General features: G+C 66.2%; 21 protein-coding genes. 16 read left to right on the forward strand and 5 right to left on the reverse strand.

All coding sequences use genetic code 11. The features are described 5' to 3' along the window. Positions 1-19 precede the first annotated feature (19 nt). The 7 genes from D0T21_RS07940 (at position 20) to D0T21_RS07970 (ending at position 8,658) form a co-directional block, all read left to right on the forward strand. Positions 20-1,135, forward strand: coding sequence for an efflux RND transporter periplasmic adaptor subunit (locus D0T21_RS07940; protein ID WP_158567981.1), 1,116 nt, complete (start codon positions 20-22; stop codon positions 1,133-1,135). Then, entirely contained in the window at positions 1,132-4,206 is a 3,075-nt protein-coding gene (locus D0T21_RS07945; RefSeq protein ID WP_116990793.1) for an efflux RND transporter permease subunit, read from the forward strand. The genes D0T21_RS07940 and D0T21_RS07945 overlap by 4 nt, the downstream gene beginning before the upstream one ends. A gap of 89 nt (positions 4,207-4,295) precedes the next feature. Further along, positions 4,296-5,510, forward strand: a complete 1,215-nt coding sequence (locus tag D0T21_RS07950; RefSeq protein WP_116990794.1) for a cytochrome-c peroxidase — start codon at positions 4,296-4,298, stop codon at positions 5,508-5,510. Positions 5,511-5,526: 16 nt separating this feature from the next. Beyond that, positions 5,527-6,843, forward strand: coding sequence for a hypothetical protein (locus tag D0T21_RS07955; protein WP_116990795.1), 1,317 nt, complete (start codon positions 5,527-5,529; stop codon positions 6,841-6,843). A 1-nt stretch (position 6,844) separates the two neighbouring features. Next, positions 6,845-7,381: an FMN-binding protein gene (locus D0T21_RS07960; protein WP_116990796.1), complete on the forward strand. Its 537-nt coding sequence runs from the start codon at positions 6,845-6,847 to the stop codon at positions 7,379-7,381. Continuing rightward, a complete protein-coding gene (locus D0T21_RS07965) occupies positions 7,378-8,190 on the forward strand; it encodes an FAD:protein FMN transferase (protein WP_116994320.1) in 813 nt (270 codons plus the stop codon). The genes D0T21_RS07960 and D0T21_RS07965 overlap by 4 nt, the downstream gene beginning before the upstream one ends. Before the next feature lie 3 nt (positions 8,191-8,193). Beyond that, positions 8,194-8,658, forward strand: a complete 465-nt coding sequence (locus D0T21_RS07970; RefSeq protein WP_116990798.1) for a DUF4405 domain-containing protein — start codon at positions 8,194-8,196, stop codon at positions 8,656-8,658. Between the two features lie 8 nt (positions 8,659-8,666). Here D0T21_RS07970 and D0T21_RS07975 read toward each other — a convergent pair whose 3' ends face one another. From D0T21_RS07975 to D0T21_RS07995, 5 genes are all read right to left on the reverse strand, one after another. Then, positions 8,667-9,071, reverse strand: a complete 405-nt coding sequence (locus D0T21_RS07975) for a bacteriohemerythrin (protein ID WP_116990799.1) — start codon at positions 9,069-9,071, stop codon at positions 8,667-8,669. Positions 9,072-9,158: 87 nt separating this feature from the next. Beyond that, complete coding sequence (locus tag D0T21_RS07980) at positions 9,159-11,378, reverse strand: bifunctional diguanylate cyclase/phosphodiesterase (protein ID WP_116990800.1); 2,220 nt, start codon at positions 11,376-11,378, stop codon at positions 9,159-9,161. A gap of 99 nt (positions 11,379-11,477) precedes the next feature. Next, positions 11,478-12,035: a tetratricopeptide repeat protein gene (locus D0T21_RS07985; protein ID WP_116990801.1), complete on the reverse strand. Its 558-nt coding sequence runs from the start codon at positions 12,033-12,035 to the stop codon at positions 11,478-11,480. Positions 12,036-12,092: 57 nt separating this feature from the next. Beyond that, positions 12,093-12,479, reverse strand: coding sequence for a VOC family protein (locus D0T21_RS07990; protein ID WP_116990802.1), 387 nt, complete (start codon positions 12,477-12,479; stop codon positions 12,093-12,095). 138 nt (positions 12,480-12,617) lie between these two features. Then, the gene (locus D0T21_RS07995) at positions 12,618-13,472 is read right to left on the reverse strand and encodes an aldo/keto reductase family oxidoreductase (RefSeq protein ID WP_116990803.1); all 855 of its coding nucleotides are present in this window, start codon (positions 13,470-13,472) and stop codon (positions 12,618-12,620) included. A gap of 106 nt (positions 13,473-13,578) precedes the next feature. Here D0T21_RS07995 and D0T21_RS08000 point away from each other — a divergent pair, with 106 nt between their 5' ends. The 9 genes from D0T21_RS08000 (at position 13,579) to D0T21_RS08040 (ending at position 24,570) form a co-directional block, all read left to right on the forward strand. Beyond that, the gene (locus tag D0T21_RS08000; protein ID WP_116990804.1) at positions 13,579-14,478 is read left to right on the forward strand and encodes a LysR family transcriptional regulator; all 900 of its coding nucleotides are present in this window, start codon (positions 13,579-13,581) and stop codon (positions 14,476-14,478) included. A 479-nt stretch (positions 14,479-14,957) separates the two neighbouring features. Next, a complete protein-coding gene (locus D0T21_RS08005; protein WP_116990805.1) occupies positions 14,958-16,091 on the forward strand; it encodes a CaiB/BaiF CoA-transferase family protein in 1,134 nt (377 codons plus the stop codon). 114 nt (positions 16,092-16,205) lie between these two features. Beyond that, positions 16,206-17,363: an acyl-CoA dehydrogenase family protein gene (locus D0T21_RS08010; protein ID WP_116990806.1), complete on the forward strand. Its 1,158-nt coding sequence runs from the start codon at positions 16,206-16,208 to the stop codon at positions 17,361-17,363. Positions 17,364-17,395: 32 nt separating this feature from the next. Continuing rightward, a complete protein-coding gene (locus D0T21_RS08015) occupies positions 17,396-18,073 on the forward strand; it encodes a glutathione S-transferase family protein (RefSeq protein WP_116990807.1) in 678 nt (225 codons plus the stop codon). Between the two features lie 28 nt (positions 18,074-18,101). Further along, a complete protein-coding gene (locus D0T21_RS08020; RefSeq protein ID WP_116990808.1) occupies positions 18,102-18,884 on the forward strand; it encodes an enoyl-CoA hydratase/isomerase family protein in 783 nt (260 codons plus the stop codon). A 16-nt stretch (positions 18,885-18,900) separates the two neighbouring features. Next, on the forward strand, positions 18,901-20,142 hold the full coding sequence (locus tag D0T21_RS08025) for a thiolase family protein (RefSeq protein WP_116990809.1): 1,242 nt from the start codon (positions 18,901-18,903) through the stop codon (positions 20,140-20,142). Positions 20,143-20,162: 20 nt separating this feature from the next. Beyond that, a complete protein-coding gene (locus tag D0T21_RS08030) occupies positions 20,163-20,939 on the forward strand; it encodes an SDR family NAD(P)-dependent oxidoreductase (RefSeq protein ID WP_116990810.1) in 777 nt (258 codons plus the stop codon). A gap of 33 nt (positions 20,940-20,972) precedes the next feature. Then, on the forward strand, positions 20,973-22,550 hold the full coding sequence (locus D0T21_RS08035; protein WP_116990811.1) for a class I adenylate-forming enzyme family protein: 1,578 nt from the start codon (positions 20,973-20,975) through the stop codon (positions 22,548-22,550). Positions 22,551-22,572: 22 nt separating this feature from the next. Then, positions 22,573-24,570, forward strand: a complete 1,998-nt coding sequence (locus D0T21_RS08040) for an alkyl/aryl-sulfatase (protein ID WP_116990812.1) — start codon at positions 22,573-22,575, stop codon at positions 24,568-24,570.

Genomic DNA, 24,570 nt, shown 5'->3' on the forward strand with positions numbered 1-24,570 from the left:
CAAGAAAAAACTCCTCCTGATGCCCGCCGCCCTGCTTCTGGCTGCAGGTATCGCGCTGGCCTACAGCCTGCGCACTCAAAGCCCGGCGGCAGCGCCGGCCAAGAAAATCCCTCTGGTCGCCGTGACCGCCGCGCGCCAGCAGGAACTTCCGCTGGAGCTGAGCGCGCAGGGTCACCTGGTGGCGCTCAATATCGTCGAAGTCCGGCCGCAACTGACCGCCACCATCGTCGCCATCCATTTCAAGGAAGGCGACGAGGTCAAGGCCGGCCAGTTGCTGTTCACGCTCGACAGCGCGGACGCCAACGCCCAATTGCAGCGCAGCGAAGCGCAAGCTGCGCAGATCCTGGCCCAACTGGCCGACGCCAGCCGCGACTTCGGCCGCTCGTCGGAACTGGTCAAGTCGCACTTCATCACGTCCAGCGCGGTCGACACGGCTGCCAGCAAGGTCGACGCACTCAAGGCCCAGCTGAAGGCGGCGCGTGCCGACATCGACAGCGCGCGGCTGCTGGTGGCGCATACACGTATCGTCGCGCCCATCGCGGCGCGCACCGGCGCGGTCGCGGTCCATCCCGGCAGCCTGGCGCAAACCAGCGCCGCCGCGCCCCTGGTCACGCTCGCCCAGTTCTCGCCCATCGGCGTGGAGTTCAATTTGCCGGAGCAGGACCTGACCGCCATCCTGCGCGCGCGCGGCGCGGGGTCGGTGCGTGTCACCATCGACGGCGCCGACGGCGAGACTGTGACCGGCGAACTCTCTTTCATCAACAACACCGTCAATACCGACAGCGGCACCATCAGCCTGAAAGCCACCATGCCTAACCCGCGCGCCACGCTGTGGCCCGGTGCCTACGCCAGGGTCACGGTCTTGGCCGGCATCGACAGGAACGCCGTCGTGCTGCCGCCGCAGGCGGTACTGGAAGGTCCGGCTGGCCGCTTCGTCTTCGTCGCCGGCGCCGACGGCAAGGCCACGCGACAGCCAGTCACGCTATTGCGCGTGCAAAGCGGGATGGCCGTGGTGGAAGGCGTCGCCAACGGCACCCGCGTGGTGCTGGAAGGCGGCGGCAACCTGCGCTCCGGCGACGCGATACGCATCGCCGACGCGCGCCCCGCTTCGGCCGTCGCCAAGGCGGCGCCATGAAGATCGCCGAGTTTTGCCTGAAGCGGCCGATCGCCACGCTGCTGGCGTGGCTGACCGTGATCATCGGAGGCCTGGCCTGCTGGCTGCAACTGCCGCTGTCGGCACTGCCCAACTACGATACGCCAACCATCCAAGTGTCGGCCCGCCTGTCCGGCGGCAGCCCGGAAACCATGTCCACCTCCATCGCCACGCCGCTCGAAAAGCAGTTCACGGCGATACCGGGGCTGCTGTCCACCACTTCCAGCAGCATCCAGGGCGAAACCCAGATCACGCTGGAGTTCGACCCGAGCCGCAATATCGACGCCGCCGCCGGCGATGTGCAGGCCGCGCTATACCGCGCCACCCGCTCGCTGCCGGCGGAGATGACAACGCCGCCGTCCTACCGCAAGGTCAATCCGGCCGATGCGCCGGTGCTGCTGATCGGCCTCGATTCGCCGTCGCTGAAGCTGGCGGACCTGAACGGCTACTCGGACAACCTGGTCGTGCCGGCGCTGTCGACGCTGAGCGGCGTGGCGCAGGTGACGGTGTCCGGCCAGAAGCGCTATGCGGTGCGCATCGAGGTCGATCCCGACCGACTGGCCGCGCTGGACCTGACGCTGGACGACGTCAGCACCGCGCTCAAGGCCGCCAACTCCAACGCGCCGCTGGGCCAGTTGGACAGCCCGCGCCAGATGATGACGCTGCAGATGCCGCCCGGCCTGATGAAGGCGGCCGACTTCGGCGCGCTGATCGTCGCTCATCGCAACGGCCGCAACGTGCGCCTGGCCGACTTCGCGACGGTGCTGGACAGCATAGAGAACACCCAGAACACCAGCACCATCAACGGCCGCGACGCCGTCCTGCTGCAAGTGCAGCGCCAGCCCGGCGCAAACACCGTCGCCACCATCGCCGCCATCCGCGCATTGATGCCGCGCCTGGCCAGCCAGTTGCCCGGCTCCGTCCATATCCAGCTGCTGAACGACCGCTCGATCTCGATCCGCAACGCGATCCACGACGTCAACCTGACCATGCTGCTGACCATCGCGCTGGTGGTGCTGGTGATCCTGCTGTTCCTGCGCCAGCTGGCCGCCACGCTGATACCAGCCATCAGCCTGCCGGTGTCGCTGCTGGGGACTTTCGGCCTGATGTTCGCGCTCAATCTCAGCCTCGATAACATCTCGCTGATGGGATTGACCATCGCCGTCGGCCTGGTGGTGGACGACGCCATCGTCGTCCTGGAAAACATCATGCGCCACATCGAGCAAGGCATGGAACCGATGGCCGCGACGATACGTGGCACCGGCGAGGTGGCGTTCACCGTGGTATCGATTTCGGTCTCGCTGATAGCGGTGTTCATTCCCATCTTCTTCATGCCCGGCACCATCGGCCTGCTGTTCCACGAGTTTGCCATCGTGGTGGCGCTGGCGATTTTGGTGTCGGCGGCGGCCTCGCTGACGCTAATCCCGGTGCTGGTCCCCAAATTCATCAAGACCGCGCAACTGCACGCGCCGGCGCCGGCGTGGAGCCGCGCCTTCGAGGCGGGCTTCGGACGGCTGCTGGCCGGCTACGAGCGCCTGCTGGACCGCGCCATCGCCCACCGCGCGCCGGTGCTGCTGGCGGCGCTGGCGACCTTCGGCCTGACGGCGTGGCTGTACACCAGCGCGCCCAAGGGTTTCTTCCCGCAGGAGGATACCGGCCAGATCTCCGCCAACGTCGACGCGCCGCAGGACATGTCGTATGAAGGCCGGCTGGCGGTGCTCAGGCAGCTGCAGCAAGTCATCATGGCCGATGCCGCCGTCAGCGACGTCGCCGCCAAGGTCGATCACGACACCACCTCGTTCTACATCACGCTCAAGGAAGCGGCCATGCGCCCCGCCATGCAGCAGGTGCTGGCGCGGCTGCGCAAGGAGACCAGCTTCCTGCCCGACATCAAGGTGTTTTTCAGCCCGGTGCAAAACCTCAAGGTCGGCGGCCGCTCGTCCAAGAGCACCTATCAGTACACGCTGCAATCGGTCAGCCCCGGCGACCTGAATCTGTGGACCAACAAACTGATGGACGAGCTGCGGCACGGCGACGTGCTGGTCGGCCTGTCGAGCGACGCCCAGTACGACGGCCTCGATGCGCGGCTGACGGTGGATCGCGACCAGGCGGCGACGCTGGGCGTGGACATGGCCAGCGTGCGCAACACGCTGTATGCGGCCTACGGCACACGGCAGGTGTCCACCATCTACGCGCCGGAGGACAGCTACCAGGTCATCATGGAACTGGCCGACCAGTTCCGCCGCGACGAGAGCAGCCTGTCGCGCATCCAGGTGCGCAACGCTGGCGGCGCGCTGGTGCCGTTCAGCGCCTTCAGCCGCATCAACCGCCAGCGCGGCACGATGGCGGTCAACCACCAGGGCCAGCTGCCTGCGGTGACGATCTCGTTCGACCTGGCCGCCGGCAAATCGCTGTCCGACGCCACGGACGAGATCACGGCGGCGCAGCAGCGCATCGGCCTGCCCTCGTCGATCTTCGGCAGCTACGCCGGCGCGGCGGCGCTGTTCCAGCAATCGCAAAGCAGCCAGCTTTGGCTGATCGCGATCGCCATCGCCGTCATCTACGTCATCCTCGGCATGCTGTACGAAAGCTGGCTGCACCCGGTGACCATCCTGCTCGGCGTGCCGTCGGCGGCGGTGGGCGCGCTGCTGGCGCTGCGCATGGCGGGGCTGGAGCTGAGCTTCATCGCCATGATCGGCATCCTGCTGCTGGTCGGCGTGGTCAAGAAGAACGCCATCATGATCATCGACTTCGCGCTGGACGCGCAGCGCAGCGAAGGCCTGGCGCCGGCCGAGGCGGTGCGCAAGGCCTGCCTGCTGCGCTTCCGACCGATCATGATGACGACGCTGTGCGCCATCATGGGCGCGCTGCCGATCGCACTGGGACTGGGCGCCGGCGCCGAACTGCGGCAGCCGCTGGGCATCGCCATCGTCGGCGGCCTGCTGTTCTCGCAGCTGATCACGCTATTTATCACGCCGGTGCTGTACCTGTGGTTCGACCGCCTGTCGCAGGGGAAGGCGGCGGCAACGGCCTATGCGCCGGCGGGCGGATAAACCACAAATGCTTGCGGAGGCATTGGCAAAACACCAACGCATAGGCGATAATGCGAATTGTTGTCATTCCCATTTACCATCAAAACCGCATGCTTACACAATATTCCCGCGCCGCCCTCCTTCCGGCCGCGCTGCTGCTGGCCAGCCTGGCCGCGTGCAGCGGCGGCGGAGGCTCCACCGCTCCGGCACCGACGCCGCCCGTCGTTGAAGCAGGCCTCAGCCAGGCCGCCCAGCTGGGCGAGCTGATTTTCAAGGACCAGTCGCTGTCCGCCTCCGGCAAACAGTCGTGCGCCACCTGCCACAGCCCGGACAACGCCCACGGCCCGACCAACAACCTCTCCGCCCAGCTGGGCGGCGCCAACGGCGATGTGCAGGGCTTCCGCGCCGCGCCGTCGCTGCGCTACCTGAACCAGAACCCGGCCTTCTTCTTCGCCAAGGACGGCACGCCGACCGGCGGCATCGACCGCGACGGCCGTGCGCAAAGCCTGGCGGAACAGGCCGAACGCCCCTTCCTGGCGCCGCACGAAATGGCCAACGCCAGCAAGCAGGACGTGATCGACAAACTGAAGAAAGCCCCGTACGTCGAACAGTTCCGCGCCCAATTCGGCGCCGCGATACTGGACAACGCCGAACAGGCCTTCGGCCGCATGACCTTCGCGCTGCAAAAATATCAGTTGGAGGACGGAGAGTTCCACCCCTTCGATTCCAAGTACGACCAATTCCTGGCAGGTAAAGTGAAGCTGTCCGACCAGGAGCTGCGCGGCCTGGCGCTGTTCAACGATCCGGCCAAAGGCAATTGCATCGGCTGCCATACCAGCGCGCGCGGGGCCGACGGCGCACCGCCGCTGTTCACCGACTTCACCTTCGACAACCTGGGCGTGCCGCGCAACAAAAAGCTGGCGGCAACCGCCGATCCGGCTTACTTCGACCTAGGCCTGTGCGGCCCTGACCGCACCGACCTGGCCGCGCGCACCGACTTGTGCGGCGCCTTCAAAGTGCCGACGCTGCGCAACGTCGCCACGCGCCAGGCCTTCTTCCACAACGGCGCCTTCGACAACCTGAAGGACGTCGTGGCCTTCTACGTGCGGCGCGACACCAACCCGGAAGAGTGGTACCCGACCGGCGCCGACGGCGTGGTGCAGAAGTTTAACGACCTGCCGCCGCAGTACCGCAAGAACGTCAACACCACCGAAGTGCCCTACAACCGCCAGCCCGGCATGGCGCCGGCGCTGTCGCCCGGCGAGATCGACGATGTCGTCAAATTCCTCGGCACGCTGACCGACGGCTACAAAACCAACCCTTAATCGCAGAGACCTGAACATGAACAAGCACCTGATCGCCACCGCCCTCGCCGCCGCCTTCCTCAGCGCGCCTTTCGCCGCCACCGCAGGCGAGGCCGAACTGCTGGCCCGCATCGACAAGATGGCCGCCGAACTGGAACAGCTGAAGGCCGAGCTGAAAGCCAGCGTCAAGAAGACCGAAGCAGTCGAACAACGCCAGCAGGCGCTGGCCTCCGCGCCGCCGCCGGCTGCCGCACCTGCTACCGCGCCGGTCTCGTTGGCCGCAGTCGAAGTGCAGTCGGCGCCAGCCACCATCTTCGGCGCCTACGGTGAAGTCAACTACAACCGTCCAAGCAAGAACGCCAGCGGTGCGCAGGCCGACGTGCGCCGCGCCGTGATCGGCATCGAGCACCGCTTCGACCAGAAGACCAAGATGGTCGCCGAATTCGAATGGGAACACGCCGTCGTCTCCGCCTCCGACAAGGGCGAGAGCGAAGTCGAACAGCTGTATGTCGAACGCGAATTCGGCAACGGCTTGCGCAGCAAGGTCGGCCTGTACCTGATTCCCATGGGCCTGCTGAACACCAACCACGAGCCGACCGCCTACTACGGCGTCGAGCGCAACTTCGTCGAGACGGCGATCATCCCGTCGACCTGGCGCGAAGTGGGCGTGAGCCTGTCCGGCGACACCGCCTACGGCCTGACCTGGGACACCGGCATCACCACCGGCTTCGACCTGGGCAAATGGGACGCCGCCGGCAGCGACGGCCGCGAATCGCCGCTGGGCTCCATCCACCAGGAAGGCCAGCAGGCCAAGTCGCGCGACTTGAGCGTGCATGCGGCGTTGAACTGGCGCGGCGTACCGGGCCTGCTGGTGGGCGGCTCCATCTTCACCGGCAAGGCCGGCCACAAGACCGACGGCTTCACCGCCAACGACGCCCGCATCACCATGGTCGACCTGCACACCCGCTACACGCCGGGCCGCTGGGACCTGTCGGCGCTGTACGCGCGCGGCCAGATCAGCAATACCGAAGCGCTCAACGAAACGCTGGTCGGCAATCCAACGCCGGTGCCGAAGAGCTTTGCCGGCTGGTACACCCAGGCCGCCTACCGCCTGATGCAAGTGGGCGACTACACGCTGAGTCCTTTCGCGCGCTACGAGCAGTTCAACACCGCCAAGAGCTACGCCGCCGTGCCGCAGGGCCTGGGCGTGGCCGCGTCGCCTGACGAAAAAGTCACCACCGTCGGCGCCAACCTGAAGGTCGGCGAAGGCGTGGTGCTGAAGGCCGATTACCAGTGGTTCAAGGAAGACAAGTCGCGCGACCGCCTGAACCTGGGCATGGGCTTCTCGTACTGATATGCGCTACCAGCACTGGATACCACTGGCGGCATGCGCCGCCGGCGCGCCGGCCTTCGCGGCGCAGTACCTGAACGCGGAACAGGCGCAGAAGCTCATGTTCCCGGAAGCGACCGCGTTCCGCGAGCAGGACCTGGCGCTGTCGCTGCCGCAGATGCAGCAGGTGGAAAAGCTGGCGGGCCTGGCGGCGCGCTCGGTCAACTGGCGCGTGGTCGGCGCCTACAGCGGCGACAAGCTGCTGGGCTACATGGTACTCGACGACGTGATCGGCAAGTTCGAGCTGATCTCGTATGCGGTCGGCCTCAATCCCGACGCCACCGTGCGCCAGGTCGAGATCCTGACCTACCGCGAAAGCCACGGCGGCGAAATCCGCCTGCCGGCCTGGCGCCGCCAGTTCACCGGCAAGTCCGCGCAAACGGGCGGCCTGGCGGTGGGCGACGGCATCGCCAACATCAGCGGTGCCACCCTCTCCTGCACCCACCTGACCGACGGCGTGCGGCGCATTGCCGCCGTCGCCCAGGTGGCGCTGAAAAAATGATACGGCGCGCCCAGCCCTGGTTGGGCACCCTGGTCGACATCACTGCGGACGGCGCTCAGCAGGCAGTGTCGCTGGCGTTCGCCGAGGTCGCGCTGGTGCATCGGCTGATGAGTTTTCATGACGCCGCCAGTGATATCTCGCGCCTGAACCGCGCCGCGCCGGACGACGTGCTGGAGGTGCATCCGCACACCTGGCAGGTGCTGCAATTGGCGGCGCAGATGGCCGAGCTGTCGCAAGGCCTGTTCAACATCGCCTGCGCGCCACGGCTGGTGGATTGGCTTTGCCTGCCGCCCCCGAACGACGCCGGGATCCCTGCGTATCAACCGTCGCTGGCCGTCTACCATTGCGAGCAGGGGCCGCTGGTGCGCAAGCTGGCGCATGGCTGGGTGGATGTGGGCGGCATCGCCAAAGGCTACGCGGTCGATCTGGCGGTGGAAGCCTTGCAGCGCGCCGGCGCCGCCAGCGGCTGCGTCAACGCGGGCGGCGACCTGCGCGGCTTCGGCGACCGCGACTGGCCGGTCGCCGTGCGCGATCCGATGGCGCCGGGGCGCGCTGCCGCGCAAGTGCTGCTGCGGGATGAAGCGCTGGCTACATCGGCCGCCTATTTCTCGGCGCGCCAGCACGACGGCCGCGCGGTCAGCGCGCTGGTCGACGGCCGCAGCGGCGAGCCGCTGGTGGACTCCATCAGCGTATCGGTGCGGGCGCCGCGCTGCGCCGTGGCCGACGCGCTGACCAAGGTGGTGCTGGCCAGCGGCGATGCGCAACACCCTGCGCTCGCCGCATCGCAAGCCTCAGCGTTTATAATCTGAGCGATGCATACACACCGTCACCGTCCCCACGTCAACCTGCGCGTCGAGCGCTGGCACCGCCGCTGCATCTACGCCAGCTTCGCCGCCCTGCTGCTCAGCGGCGCCGCCTGGCTGCTGGCGCGCTATTTCTTCCGCCCCATCGGGCAATTCGGCGAAACCATCAACCCGCTTGAACCGTGGTCGATGAAACTGCACGGCGCGGCCGCGATGGTGATGCTGTTCTTCGTCGGCAGCTTGATGAACGCGCATATCCGCCGCGCGATCAAGGCCGCCCGCAATCTGCGCACCGGCTGGAGCATGATCGCCGCCATGCTGGCGTTGACCGCCACCGGCTTCGGCCTGTACTACCTGGCCGGCGAGAGCGACCGGCCCGCGTGGTCGTCGGTGCATTGGGTTGTCGGCCTTGCCACCGCCGTGCTGTTCGTGCTGCACGTGCTGCTCGGCCGCCGCGCCGTGCAGCACCCATAGGCGCGGCGCTAGCCGACCTTGGCCGCCTCGTCGAGATCGAGGCCGCTCATTTGCAGCGCGATGGCGAGCGCCGTGTCGGCTGTGGCCAGGTGGGCGTGGAACCACGGCAGCACCAGGCCGACAGCCTCCCTGCCGCTGTCGATCTTCCCCGCTTCCAGCTGATGCAAAGTGGCCAGCACGCGGGCGTGCTGCTCACGATGGCTGCGCAGGGCCGGGTAGTCGATCGCCTCCATCAGCGCTTCCTCGTGGCGGAAATCATCCTCCAGGCATTCGATCAGTTGCGCCAGGCCGGCACCGAAGTCCTCATCCTTGCAGTGTGACAGCAGCTTGATTTGTTCCGCCAGCGCCTCGTGCGCTTCGTCGAACAGCGGTATGCCCAGCGCCATGTCCGGGGTCCAACCGATATTGTCCATAATGTCCTCGTGGTCGATCGGGCCGGCGCACGATGCGCCGCCAACAAGGACTATGGGCGCGCGGTGCGACTAAATCCATGATCCAGATCAAAGAATACCGAGCGGCGGCTGGCGGGCGGCCAGCCATTGCTGCAACTGCCCGGCCGGCACAGGTTGGCTGAACAAAAAACCCTGGTAGCGATGGCAGCCCAACTGCTCCAGCAAGCGGCGCTGCTCGAGGCTTTCCACGCCTTCCGCAATCACGTCCAGGCCCAGGCTGCGCGACATGGCGATGATGGTCGTCACGATGGCCTGGTCGTTGCTGTTGCTGGCCAGTTCGTTGACGAAGGAGCGGTCGATCTTCAGCTGGCTTAGCGGCAAGCGCCGCAAATATTGCAGCGAAGAGTAGCCGGTGCCGAAATCGTCCAGCGAGAAGTGCACGCCGATCTTGCGCAGCCGCTCCATGGTGACTATGGTCTGCTCGATATTCTCCAGCAGCAGGCCCTCGGTCAGTTCCAGCTTCAGGCGCGCCGGGTCGACGCCGTGGCGCCGGATCAGCTCTTGCACCTGCTCGAAAAAATCCCGTTGATGGATCTGCGCCGCGCTGACATTCACCGCCATCACCAGCTGCGCCATGTGCGGCTGGTCTTGCCACTGCCGCAGCTGGGCGCAGGCCGTTTCCATCACCCACTGGCCGATCGGCAGGATCAGGCTGGCTTCTTCCGCCACCGGAATGAAGCGGGCCGGCGACATGAAGCCGCCGTCCGGCTGCGGCCAGCGTATCAGCGCTTCCGCGCCGACCGCCTGTCCCTGCGCGTCGACCTGGGGCTGGTAGTACAGTTCGAAGCGCTGCTCAGCGATCGCCCGCCGCAACGCTTCCTCCAGCCGGGCCCGGGTGCTGATCTTGTCCTGCATTTTCTGGTCGAAGAAGCGCATGCCGTTGCGGCCCGCCTGCTTGGCCTGGTACATGGCGATGTCGGCCTGCATCAGCAATTCCTCCGGATGGGCCGGCCAGCCGCCATGGAACAAGGTCGCGCCCATGCTCGGCGTGCTGTGGCACAGATGGCTGCCCAGCATGTACGGACGATTCAGCCCGGCCAGGATCTTGGTCCCGAGCTGCTCGGCCTGGGCCGCTGCCGTCGGTTCGTTGCAGCCCAGGCCCTCCAGCAGCACGACGAATTCATCGCCGCCCAGCCGGGCCACGGTGTCGCCTTGCCGCAGGCATTCCTGCAAGCGCTCGGCGACCTGTTGCAGCAGCAGGTCGCCGACGCTGTGGCCGAGTGTATCGTTGAGCGTCTTGAAGTTGTCGAGGTCGATGAACATCAGCGCGCCGTAACGTTCATGCAGCTTGCTGGCATCGAGCACCTGGCGCAAGCGCTCGAGCAGCATGCGGCGGTTGGGCAGGCGGGTGAGCGGATCGTAGAACGCCAGGCTGCGGATCTCGTCGCTGGCCGCCTTGCTCAAGGTGACGTCGGTCAGCGCCGCGACGTAGTTGCAGATGCTGCCACTGCCGTCGCGCACCGAGGTAATGCTCAGATATTCGGGATAGACTTCGCCGTTCTTGCGGCGGTTCCAGATTTCGCCGGACCAGCTGCCGCGCTCACCGATTTCGCTCCACATCGCCCGGTAGAATTCGGCGTCGTGGCGGCCGGAGCTGAGCATGCTCGGCGTGCGCCCCACCGCCTCGTCCATCGGATAGCCGGTGATGCGGGTGAAGGCCTGGTTGACCTTGAGGATGACCCCGTGGCTGTCGGTGACCATCATGCCCTCGTTCGATTCGAAGGCGGTGGCGGCGATCCGCAGGTTGGCCTCGGCCAGGTGGCGCTCGGTGATGTCTTCATGCGCCACCGCCGCCCCCTGCCAGCCGTAGCTCATCGGCGACACCGTCATGCGGAACCAGCGCCGCGCGGTCGGGGTATGGCAAGGATATTCCATCTGGAATCGGCTGCTTTGCCCGGCCAGCACCGCCCTGATGCCGGCCTCTGCCTCGGCTGCGCCTTCGGTTCCCCGCCCCACCGCGTCACGGCACAGCTCAAGGTAATTGCAGCCGATGTCGGTGTACAAGGCAGGCTGCCCCGGTTGGCGGCGCGTGGCGGCGGCCTGGCGCCAGGCCGTGTTGACGGCCAGGATGGTGCCGTCCGCCCCCACCACGGCCAGCTGTTCGCGCAAGGCGTCGAGCACGGCGCAGGCAAAGCTATGGCAAACCCCGGCGGCTGCGGCGCGCAGCGGTGGTGCTGGGCCTTGCTGGACGGTAGTCGCGGGGCAGGAAAAGTCGCACGACGCACCGCCGGCGGACGGCGAATACAGCAGTGGCAGATGGTTGGTCATGGCAGTGCCTCGCAGAGAGCTGATTTTCTACAAGGATACTGATTCAAATCAATAAAAAATTTGATTGAAATCAAGTTTCTACCAGTGTGCCGGCGCAGCCTATTGTTTCGGCGAATTCGCCGGTTCCGCCGACGGGTTATCCAGTTCGAACTGCGCGCCGGCATTACCCAGCTTGGCTGCCAGGCGGAAGTACCTGAGCGCGGCTGCATGATCGACTGCCACGCCGCGCCCCTCTTCGTACGCCAATCCCAGGCTGTAGCATGCGGCGGCATTGTATTGTCCGGCCGCCTCGCGATAGAAACCGGCCGCCTTCTCCAGATTCTGAGGCAGGCCACGGCCCTCGGCATACATGTCGCCCAATCTGTTCTGCGCCAGGTCGTCGCCGCGCGAGGCCGCCCGGCTCAACCACTCCACCGCCAGGGCATAGTTCTGCGGTGTGCCTTGGCCGTCCGCGTACATCTTGCCCAGCAAGCCCTGGGCGTAGGCCTCGCCCTTGCGAGCTTGCTTGCTCAAGCCCTTGAACGCGGCCGGATAATCTCCCCGCTGGTATAGCTCTACGAATTCTTCCAACTCCGAGGTCATGCGGATTTCCGCACCGGCGTGCGCTGCACCAGCCACGACCAACAGGCCGGTCAATAAAATTTGTTTGAATCGCATGAACTTTCTCACAAGCGCGATGACAAGGAAAAGCTTCCCCCCTACCCCGGTGGAGGATCACTTGCCTTCCGGCGGCTCCCACAATTCGACCTTGTTGCCGTCGGGGTCCACAACCCAGCCGAACTTGCCGTACTCCGATTCATCGACCTTGTCCAGGACCTGGCAGCCTTCGGCCCGCAGCGCGGCCAACAGGCCATGCAGGTCGGCTACCCGATAATTGATCATGAAACTGGATGTGCTGGGAGCGAAGTAATCGGTGTCGGCCTTGAAAGCATTCCACGCAGTGGTGCCGGTGCCGCTCGGATTATCCGGGCCGGACCAGCGGAATGCCACGCCGCCCCACTGGCTAACCTCCAGACCGAGATGGACCCGATACCACTCGGTCAGCGCCTTCGGATCTGGAGACTTGAAGAACACACCGCCTATGCCTGTGACACGTTTCATTTAAGGCTCCTGGGATAATGGACATGCAGCTATTGTCTCTATCATATCACTCGCACAGAGCCCAGCCTACGATAGCCCTTCTTGGAATATCTACTTGCAGCGGAATCCATCGGGTCAACTTCTTGTGGGCGTCAGCATTTATGCCGACGTGATGATGCCGTCCAGCTTACGGACGGCTTCCGGCGGCAGTGTCAAATCGGCAGCGGCGGCATTTTGACGCAAATGGGCGACGGATGAGGTGCCGGGAATCAGCAGGATATTCTGCGAACGTTGCAGCAGCCAGGCCAGCGCTGTCTGCATGGGCGTGGCGTCCAGTTGCGCGGCGACATCGGACAGGATAGCCGATTGCAGCGGCGAGAAGCCACCAAGCGGGAAGAACGGCACGTAGGCGATACCGTCTTTTGCCAGCTCGTCGATCAGTGCGTCGTCGTGGCGGTGGACCAGGTTGTATTGATTCTGCACACAGACTATGGGGGTGATGCTGCGCGCCTGCCTCACCTGCTGCGCGGTCGCATTGCTCAAGCCAATGTGACGTATCAGGCCGCGTTGCCGCAGTTCCGCCAGTGCGATGATGTGGGCTTCAATGTCGCCTTCCGCCGGACCCATGATGTCAAACATGAGACGCATGTTCACCACATCCAGTCGTTCCAGGCCGAGGTTGCGCAGGTTGTCATGCACTGCCGCTTCCAGCGCCTTCGGCGACTGGGCCGGCAGCCAGGAAGCGTCGGCGCCGCGCGAAGCGCCGATCTTGGTGACGATCACCAGATCGTCCGCGTACGGATGTAGCGCTTCGCGGATCAGCTGGTTGGTGACATGGGGCCCGTAGAAATCGCTGGTATCGATGTGATTGATGCCCAGCGCAACAAGCTCCCGCAGCACTGCCAGCGCTTCCTCGCGGTTCTTGGGTGGGCCAAAGACGTGCGGGCCCGCAAGCTGCATGGCGCCATAGCCCATGCGGTTGACAGCCAGATCGCCAAGTTGGAAGGTGTTCAAAATATGCTCCTTAAGGATGGGTTGGTGAACAGAGTCTAGGCGCGAAAACTTTGTGCGACAATACCTCGCAATGGCACAACTTGTGCCGAATACAGGACAATGACCGATGGCTGAACTGCAGGATATCGGCGCCTTCGTCGCGGTCGCCAAACACGGCGGCTTTCGCGGCGCCGCGCGCATGACGGGCAATAGCGCGTCACAACTGAGCGAGGCGGTGCGACGGCTGGAGGCAGGCCTTGGCATGCGCCTGCTGAACCGCACCACTCGCAGCGTGGCCACCACTGACGCCGGCCAACGCTTGTTGGAGCAACTGATGCCGGCGCTTGACGCGGTCGAATCCGCGCTGGATGTGGTGAACGGTTTTCGCGACCGCCCGGCAGGCAGACTGCGGCTCAACGTGCCGCTCAGCGTATCGAAACTGATCCTGCCGCGCATCATTCCGCCGTTTATGGCAGCGTATCCGGACATCTGCCTGGAGATCATCGTCGATGACAGCTTTATCGATCTGCAACACTCCGGCTGCGATGCCGGCGTCCGCTACGAAGAGCACATGGAGCTGGATATGGTGGCGATTCCGATTGGACCGCGCCGGCAACGTTTTGCGCTGGCAGCGTCGCCCGACTATCTGCGACAGCACGGCATGCCCAAGCGCCCAGAAGACCTGCTGCGACATACCTGCCTGCGCGGGCGTTTTTCCAGCGGCGCCATGCCGGATTGGGAATTCGAGCACAAAGGCAAGAAAGTCGTCATCAAACCGGCCGGTCCCTTGATTGTCGGCCTGGGCGCTGGCGCCGACTTGAAGGTGGATGCGGCGTTGGCCGGCGGCGGCCTGGTGTACCTGTTTGAAGACTGGCTGAAACCCTACATGGAGCGCGGTGAACTGGAGCCGGTACTGGAGCGCTGGTGGCCAGCCTTTAACGGTCCCTCGCTGTACTATCCCGGCCGGCGTTACCTGCCGGCGCCGCTGCGCGCGTTTGCGGATTTTATTCCGACCATGCGCTGGTAGCGCCCAAAACAACAAAGGCCTACATCTACACGATGTAAGCCTTTGATTTAAAACGAATTCTTGGTGGGAAGTGCAAGTTTCGAACTTGCGACCCCTGCAGTGTGAAAGCCCAGATACGAGACGATGGGAGTTTTCGGAAGCCAGCTTACATAGGTAACGCCGGCAATTGATGGCTCCCGGTGACTCCCGACAAATCCCGCCGTACTCCGTACTGACTCCGTACTACCCACCGAATTTTCATTGGCGCGGCGTTTGACATGCAGGATTGGCCTGAATGCCACTGGTTTCGCCGATCGGCGCCATGTTCTTCAACAACGGCGGCGCCCACGTTATAGCAGCTCACCCGTTCCATTTGGACGCGCCCACAATTTGCGCGGACCGCCTATTTGTCCGTCAAGACCGGCGGCGTCGCTTCCTCCATGAAAAACTCCCCATCAATCTGCAAGCGCACCGCTTGCCTTATCTTAAGGGAAAACAACATGGGCGTACTGGAAGGACTGCGTGTCATCGAAATCGCGGCAATCGGACCCGCACCTTTTTGCGGCATGCTGCTGGCCGACATGGGGGCGCAGGTGACGCTGGTCGAGCGCGCCGGCGGCAAGGCGGGCGATCCGCTCGACCTCGGCAAGAACGCCATCGTCAACCGCGGCAAACTTTCGCTGGCGCTGGACCTGAAAGATCCGGCGGCGATCGAGGCCGTGCTGCGCCTGATCGAACAGGCCGACGTCGTGATCGAGGGCATGCGCCCCGGGGTCATGGAGCGGCTGGGACTGGGGCCCGACGTCTGCCTGGCGCGCAATCCGGCGCTGGTCTACGGCCGCATGACCGGCTGGGGCCAGCACGGCCCGCTGGCGCAGGCGGCCGGCCACGACATCAACTACATCGCCCTGTCGGGCGCGCTGTGGTACTCGGGCACGCCGGGCAGCGCGCCGATGGCGCCGCCGACCTTGGTCGGCGACCTGGGCGGCGGCGCCCTGTATCTGGCGATGGGCATCCTGGCCGCCGTGCTGCATGCGCGCGCGCACGGCGTCGGCCAGGTGATCGACGCCGCCATCGTCGACGGCAGCGCCAACCTGATGAACCTGCTGCTGTCGGCCCACGCGGCCGGCCAGCAGCCGATGGAGCGCGGCTGCGGCCTGCTCGACGGACCGCACTGGTACGGCAGCTATGCCTGCGCCGACGGCCTGTTCATCAGCATCGGCGCGCTGGAACCGCAATTCAGCGCGCTATTGTTCCGGCAGCTCGGGCTGGCGGACGATCCGCAATTCCAGCATCCCTACGATCCGCGCCACTGGAGCGCCCTGCGCACCCGACTGGCCGGCATCTTCGCCAGCCAGCCGCGCCAGCACTGGGTCGACCTGATGGAAGGCAGCGATGCCTGCTTCTCGCCGGTGCTGACGCCGGCCGAGGCCGCACGCCACCCGCATATGGCGGCGCGCAACGTGTACTTCAAGCGCGACGGCGTCCTGCAGGCGCGGCCGGCGCCACGCTTTTCCGGCAGCCCCGACCCACTGCCCGGCCCGGTGCCGCGGCGCGGCGAGCACGGCGCCGAGATCCTGCGCGCGGCCGGCCTCGACGAGGCGGCCATCGCCCGCCTGCTGCACCAGGACTGACGCGGGCGGACCACGGTCAGCCCTGTGGCGATTGGCCGGACCGCGCCTTTCGCTGCAATGACCTGCGCCCGCCCCGCCCCATTTCTACTATCAATCATTCACTAAGGAGACATCATGGGTCACGTATTCAGAACCGAAGAGCAACAAGGCGCAGTCGATGGACTGAAGCGCTACCTGGCGGACGAAGTCAACGACGTCTTCCACAAGCAATACCGCGACCAGTTCGTGCCGCGCGAGAAAATGGCCGAGCTGATGGGCAAACTTACCCAGTTCGGCCTGGTGTCGGGCACCATCAGCGAAGAGCACGGCGGCATGGGCATCGACTGGCTGACCATGATCCAGCTGTTCGAGGAAGTGGCCGCGACGTCGATCGACATGTCGGTGCCGGTGCTGATCAACTCCTTCGGCGCGCTGATGCTGTCCAAGCTGGCGCCGCAGCACCTGCGCGAGCGCTACCTGCCCGGCCTGCTGGACGGCTCGGCCTTCGTCAGCGTCGGCATCTCGGAACCGGATGTCGGCTCCAATGTGCTGGAGATCAAGACCCGCGCCCGCCGCGATGGCGACCACTACATCATCAGCGGCGAGAAGACCTGGATCAGCAACGGCGCCTATTCCGACTTCCTGATCTGCACTTGCCGCACCGGCGACGATCCGCGCAAGGGCCTGACCCACTTCCTGCTCGACCGCAAAGAGCATCCGTATGAGGTGCGCAACATCCACAAGCTGGCCTGGAACAGCCAGTCGACCGCGCAGATCTTCCTCGACGACGTACGCGTGCCGGCCACCAATATGATCGGCAACGAAGGCGAGGCGCTGAAGAACACGCTGTCCTTCTTCGAGCGTTCGCGCGTGTTCGTCGCCGGCCAGGGCCTGGGCATCGCCCGCCGCGCGCTGGAGGAAGCGGTCAAGTACGCCAAGGAGCGCAAGCAGCACGGCAAGGTCATCGCCGGCCACCAGCTGATCTCCGGCATGCTGGCCGACATGGCCACCAAGGTCGACGCCGCCCGCCTGCTGACCTACCGCGCCGCCGAGATGATACAGAACGGCATACCGGCCGAAATGGAGGCGGCGATGGCCAAGTACTTCGCCTGCGAAATCGGCGTCACCGTCGCGCGCCAGGCGGTGCAAATCCACGGCGGCAACGGCCTGACCACCGAATTCCTGGTCGAGAAGCTGGCGCGCGAAGCCATCGTCACGCCTATTCCGGAAGGCACGTCGCAGATGCAGCAGTTGATCATCGGCCGCGCCCTGACCGGCGTCAACGCGTTCTGAACCCGCCGCCAGGCGAGCACGAGGTGGCAAGCATGGAGATCGTTTTACATCAATGGGAGATCTCGCCCTACTGCGGCAAGGTCAGGCGCATCCTGCGCCACAAGCGGCTGGCCTTCCAGACCTGCGACTACAACGGCCTGCGCGCGCTGCGCGTGCGCCGGCTGACGCCGCCGGGCAAGCTGCCGGTGCTGGACTATGGCGGCACGCGCATCGCCGACAGCTCGCGCATCGCCGCCTTCATCGAGCAGCGCCACCCCGACTATCCGCTGCTTCCCGCCGATCCGGCGCAGCGCGCGACGGCCCTGATGTGGGAAGACTGGGCCGACGAATCGCTGTTCTGGTTCGAGGTGTATTTCCGCGTCCACGACGCCGCCGCGCTGCAGGCGTCGGCGGCGTCGATCTGCGCCGGCCGCCCGCCATGGGAACGCTACCTGATCGTGCCGCTGCTGCGCCTCGACTACCGCGCCCGCTTGCGTGCGCAGGGCCTGGGGCGGCTGACGGAGGCCGAGGTCGACCGCCTGTTCACACAACACCTGGACAGCCTGGACGCGCTGCTGGCACACAGCCCGCGCCTGGTCGGCGACCACACCACCATCGCCGACATCGCCGTGGCCGCCATGCTCGATGAAATCATCCGCACCAGCCACCGGCGGGCCGCCATCCACGCCCGTCCGCACCTGTGCAACTGGCTGGCGGCCATGAGCGCCTAGGTGCATCACACAACACAAGGAGAACCATATGGACGACGTAGTACATTTTGAAATCCTGGGTCCGGTCGCACGCCTGACCCTGAACCGCCCCAAGGCCATGAACGCCATGAACCTGGCCATGCTGGCGCGCCTGGACCAGCTGCTGGGCCAGATCGCGGCCGATCCGGCGCTGCGGGTGCTGGTCGTCACCGGCGCCGGCCCCGCCTTCTGCGCCGGCGCCGACCTCAAGGAAGCGCTGGCCAGCGGCGCGCTGCCGCCGGGCGAGGCCGACTTCCTCGACCGCGCACGCAGCGTGCTCGATACGCTGCGCAACTTCGGCAAGCCGGTGATCGCCGCGCTGAACGGCGTGACCATGGCCGGCGGCCTTGAAATCGCCATGTGCGCCGACATCATCGTCGCCGCCGACAGCGCCACCATCGGCGACGCCCACGCCAACTTCGGCGTCTATCCCGGCGCCGGCGGCGCCGCCATCCTGCCGCGCCTGATCCCGCTGAACCAGGCCATGTACCTGCTATTGACCGGCAAATCCCTGAGCGCCGCCGACATGAAGGCCTGCGGCCTGGTGGCCGAAGTCCATCCGGCCGCCGAACTGGCCGACGCCACGCTCAAGCTGGCCGCGCGCATCGCCCAGAACAGCCCGATCGTCATGCAGCGCATGAAGCAGGTGGCGCGCGCCTCGGCCGACAAGAGCAGCGCAGACGCGCTGCTGCATGAACAGGTGATGCTGCGCCAGCACCTGCGTTCCTACGACCTGAGCGAAGGCCTGCAAGCCTTCTCCGAAAAACGCGCGCCGCAGTTCCAGGGCCGATAAACAACAAGGACATCACATGAGCGAAATCTATATCGTCGGCGTCGGCATGACGCCGTTCGGCCGCCACCTCGAACGCAGCCTGTACGACCTGATCGGCGAAGCGGTCGGCCTGGCGCTGGACGATGCCGGCTGCGACAAGGCGCAGCTGGGCGCGGCCTACTACGGCACCCTGACCAACGGCCAGTTCCAGGGCCAGACCGCGATCCCCGGCCCGATCGCCATGCGCCGCCTGGGCATCCAGGGCATTCCCGTGTTCACGGTGGAAAACGCCTGCGCCTCCGGCTCGTCGGCCTTCAACCTGGCCACCGTGGCGCTGCAGGCGGGCAGCTGCGACATCGCGCTGGCGGTCGGCGCGGAAAAAATGAATATCGCCGATAAGGCCAAGATGTTTTCCGCCTTCGACGGCGGCTGGGACGTCAGCACCGTCGAGCAGAACAAGGCCACCTTGCTGGCCATGGGCGACGGCGTGACGCCGCCGCCGGGCTCGATGTCGGAGCGCCCGTACAGCGTGTTCATGGACGTCTACGCCGCCATCTGCCGCAACCACATGCAGCGCTACGGCACCACCCAGCGCCAGATCGCCGCGGTCGCCGCCAAGAACCACGCGCACTCGGTGCACAACCCGCTGGCGCAGTTCCAGAAGGCCTTCAGCATCGAGGAAGTGCTGGCCTCGCCGCCTATCGCCTACCCGCTGACCACCCTGATGTGCTCGCCGATCAGCGACGGCGCCGCCGCCGTGGTGCTGTGCAACGCCGCCGGGCTGAAGCGCCTGAACGGCGCCGCCGGCCGTGCCGTGCGCGTGCTGGCCAGCGTGATCCAGACCGGCAGCGACCGCGGCCTGGAGGAACCACAGAAAATCGTCGCCCACCTGGCGGCCAAGAAGGCCTACGAAATCGCCGGCGTCTCGCCGGCCGAGGTCGACGTCGCCGAGGTGCACGACGCTTCGGCCATCGGCGAAATCCTCAACGCCGAATCGCTGATGCTGGTGCCGTTCGGCGAAGGCGGCCCGGCCGCCGAGCGCGGCGACTTCAGCATCGGCGGCCGCATGCCGATCAATCCGTCCGGCGGCCTGGAATCGAAGGGCCATCCGATCGGCGCCACCGGCCTGGGCCAGCTGCACGAGCTGGTCACGCAATTGCGCGGCGAGGCCGGCCAGCGCCAGGTGGTCGGCGCCCGCATCGCGGCGCACGAAAACGGCGGCGGCCTGTTCGGCATCGAAGAAGCCGTGGTCGCCGTCACCCTGCTGGCCAAACACTAATCCAACCAAGGAAATCCATCATGCGTATTCAAGACAAAGTCGTCGTCATCACCGGCGGCGCCTCCGGCCTGGGCCTGGCCACCGCCAACTATCTGCTGACCGAAAAAGGCGCCCGGATCGCCATCTTCGACCAGGACGTCGAAGCCGGCGAGCGCGCCGTCAAGGCGCTGGGCGGGGAGCGCGCGATGTTCGTCGCCACCGACGTCGCCGACGAAGCATCGGTGCATGCCGCCACCGAGGCCGTCATGGTGCGCTTCGGCGCCATCCACGTCTGCATCAACGGCGCGGCCATCGCCAGCGGCTTCAAGGTGCTCGACCGCGACGGCAACGCCGCGCCGCTGGCCAAGTTCGCCAAGACCACCGCCGTCAACCTGAACGGCGTGTTCAACGTCATGTCCAAGTGCGCCGCCAAGATGGCAAAGAACGAGGCCGAAGGCGGCGAGGAGCGCGGCGTGGTGATCAACATCTCGTCCGGCGCGGCCTACGAGGGCCAGATCGGCCAGTCGGCCTACGGCGCCACCAAGGCCGGCGTGATCGGCATGAACATCCCGGCCGCGCGCGAGCTGGCGTCGGTGGGCGTGCGCGTCAACGCCATCGCGCCGGGCCTGTTCCTGACCGCGATGGTGGCGGCGCTGGATGAAAAGGTACTGAACGCGCTGAAGGACGCGATGGAGGCGCCCAAGCGCCTCGGCGATCCGCGCGAGTTCGCCCATACTTGCGCCTACATCATCGAAAACGCCTACGTCAACGGCGAGACCATCCGCCTGGACGGCGCCGCACGCCTGCGCGCGCGCTGATCCATTCATAGCATCGCCGCCACGGAGCCGCCCATGAAGATGAATTTTTGCCGCGTGATGCGCCTGATGGCGCAGCGCTTCGGCGAGCAGGAAGCGATCGTCAACGTCGAACGCCAGCGCCGCTACAGCTATCGCCAGTATCACCTGCTGACCAACCGCATCGCCAACGCGCTGCGCGGCCCGTTGGCGCTGGGCCGGGGCGACCGTTTCCTGCTGATCCTCGATAACGACAACCTCAGCCTGATGATGTTCCCCACCGTGCTCAAGCAGGAGGCCACGGTGGCCATGACCAACCTGCGCGATCCGCTGGAGGAGCATGCGCGCCAGGTGCGCCAGGTCGCGCCCAAGGTGGTGTTCATCGAGACCCGCCTGCTCGACAGCTATTACGACACCTTGCGCGGCCTCGGCTGCGAGATCGTCGTGATGGATGGTCCGGCCGAGCGCAAGCCGGGCGTGCACGCGTTCTGGGACCTGGTGGACGCCGAGTCCGACGCCGACAACGACGTCGAGCTCGATACCGCCGAACACATCTTCATGCTGCGCTTCACCGGCGGCACCACCGGCAAGAGCAAGTGCGCGATGTACGCGCCGGACAACATCCTGGCCTCGCGCGACGGCGGCTTCATCAACACCGACTTCGCCTTCAACGCCGGCACCCGGCTGCTGCACGTGGCGCCGCTGTCGCACGGCACCCTGATCACCTTCTTCCCCACCTTTTTCGCCGGCGGCGCCAGCATCACCATGAACCAGCTCGACCTGGAACAATGGCGCCGCATCGCCGAGGCCGAGCGCGTCACGCACTCCTTCCTGGTGCCGACCGTGCTGTACCGGCTGCTGGAGCTGCAGCGCGCCGCGCCGCGCGACCTCAGCTCGCTGACCACGCTGATCTACGGCGCCGCGCCGATGAGCCCGACCAAGCTGGGTGAACTGGTCGGCTGTTTCGGCCAGATCTTCGCCCAGGGCTACGCCGCCACCGAGGTGCCGATGTTCGTCTCGGTGCTGGACAAGGCCGAGCACCGGCCCGGCGATGCCGCCGCGCTGGAGCGCCTGGGTTCAGCCGGCCGCATCACGCCCGGCGTCGAGCTGATCATCACCGACGAGCTGGGCAAGGAAGTGGCGCCCGGCGCCATCGGCGAAATCCGCATCCGCAGCCAGGCCATCATCAAGGGCTACTACAACGATCCGGAGGCCACCGCCGCCGAGTTCGAGAACGGCGCCTGGCGCTCCGGCGACCTGGGCCGGCTGGACGCCGACGGCTACCTGCACATCGTCGACCGCATCAAGGACATGATCATCAGCGGCGGCTTCAACGTCTACGCGGTCGAGGTCGAGGCGGCGCTGGCCTCGCATCCGGCGGTGATGATGGCCGCCGTGATCGGCGTGCCGCACGCCGAATGGGGCGAAGCGGTGCATGCCGAGGTGGTGCTGCGCGCCGGCGCAGTGATCGCGCCGGCCGCGCTGATCGAGCACGCCAAAGCCATCCTGGGCGGCTACAAGACACCCAAGACGCTGGTGCTGGTCGATACGCTGCCGACCTCGGTGGTCGGCAAGGTGTTGCGGCGCGAAGTGCGCGAGAAATACTGGCAAGGCATGGACCGCAAGGTCGGCTGATCCCTCACTACTAGGAAAACCCATGAAGACCACTCCACTGCTGGCCAGCCTGATGGCCGGCATGCTGCACCAGGGCGCGCTGGCGCAGACGCCAACCCAGCCCAAGCCGGCCACGCCGGCCACCATCGCGGCGCAGGCGGCGTTCGCGCGCAGCCTGCCGGCCGACGACCCGGCCATCGCCGCCGACATCGCCCACGGCTACCTGGGCAGCCTGCCGGACGCCGAGACGCGCGCCGCCGACGGCAAGCTGGTCTACGGCCTCAAGGGCTATGAATTCCTGCAAACGGCCTCCGCACCGGCCACCGTCAACCCCGGCCTGTGGGTGCAGGCGCGCAAGGGCATGAGCAACGGCCTGTACCAGGTCACCGACGGCATGTACCAGGTGCGCGGGCTGGACCTGACCAATATGACCATCGTCGAAGGCAAGACCGGCCTGATCGTCATCGACCCGATGCTGTCGGCCGAAACCGCGCGCAGCGCGCTGGAGCTGTACTACCGGCACCGGCCGCGCAAGCCGGTGCTGGCCGTGATCTTCAACCACAGCCACATCGACCACTACGGCGGCGTCAAGGGCATCGTCAGCGAGGCCGACGTCGCCGCCGGCAAGGTGCAGATCATCGCGCCGGCCGGCTTCATGGAGCACGCCGTGGTCGAGAACGTCATGGCCGGCAACGCCATGAGCCGGCGCGCCGAGTACCAGTTCGGCACCACGCTGCCGCGCAGCGCCCAGGGCCAGATCGACCTGGGTGGCGCCAAGGCGCTGTCGAACGGCACCATCACCTTGATACGCCCGACCCGCGAAATCACGCAGCCGCTCGAGACCATCGTCATCGACGGCGTCGAGATCGTCAACCTGCTGACGCCGGGCACCGAGGCGCCGGCCGAGATGATCCACTACTTCCCGCAGCACAAGGTGCTCGACACCGGCGAACTGGCGCTGCAAACCCAGCACCAGCTACTGACCTTGCGCGGCGCCGAGATCCGCGACGGCCTGGCCTGGTCCAAATACCTGAACGGCGCCTTGCAGCGCTTCGGCGCCGGCACCGAGGTGCTGATCAGCCAGCACACCTGGCCGGTGTTCGGCCACCAGCGCGTGGTCAGCTACCTGTCCAAGCAGCGCGACCTGTACGCATGGCTGCACGACCAGTCGCTGCGGCTGATGAACCATGGCTACAAGCCGGTCGAGATCGCCGAGACGCTGCGCGCCACGGTGCCGGCCAGCCTGGCGTCCGAGTGGTACACGCGCGGCTACTACGGCTCGGTCCAGCGCAACGCCAAGGCGGTCTACCAGCAATACATGGGCTGGTACGACGGCAATCCGGCACATATCGACGCGCTCGGCGAAGCGGATTATGGCCGCAAATTCGTCGCCTACGGCGGCGGCGCGACGGCGGTGCTGGAGCACGCACGCAGTGACTACGGCAACGGCGAGTACCGCTGGGTGGCGCAGGCGATGGGCCATCTGGTGCAGGCCGAGCCGGGCAACGCGGCTGCGCGCGAACTGGGCGCGGACGCGATGGAGCAACTGGGTTACCAGGCCGAATCGGCGGTCGAACGCAACGCCTACCTGACCGGCGCGATGGAATTGCGCAGCGGCGGCAAGACCGTGCCGCCGCCATTGCGTACCGCCAGCCCGGACACCATCCGCGCGCTGTCGATCGAGAACATCTTCGATTTCATGGGCGTGCGCCTGAACGCGCCCAAGGCGGAAGGCCTGCACATCGTGTTGAACTGGCACTTCACCGAAGCGGGCAAGGCCGACCAGCGCTATGTGCTGAACCTGGAAAACTCGGCGCTGACCTGGCAGGCCGGGCGCGACGCCGCCGACGCCCAAGCCACGCTGACGCTGAGCCGGTCCACGCTGGACCGCATCCTGGCGCAGCAACTGGCGCCGAAGGAGGCGCTGCAAACGGGGCTGATCAAGGTCGATGGCGATCCGCAGGCGCTGGGCCACTTGCTGTCGCTGCAGGACAGCTTCCCGGCCGACTTTGAAATCGTGCTGCCGCTGAAGAAGAAGTAA

The sequence above is a fragment of the Duganella sp. BJB476 genome (genome assembly GCF_003416895.1).
Taxonomy (GTDB): domain Bacteria; phylum Pseudomonadota; class Gammaproteobacteria; order Burkholderiales; family Burkholderiaceae_D; genus Rugamonas.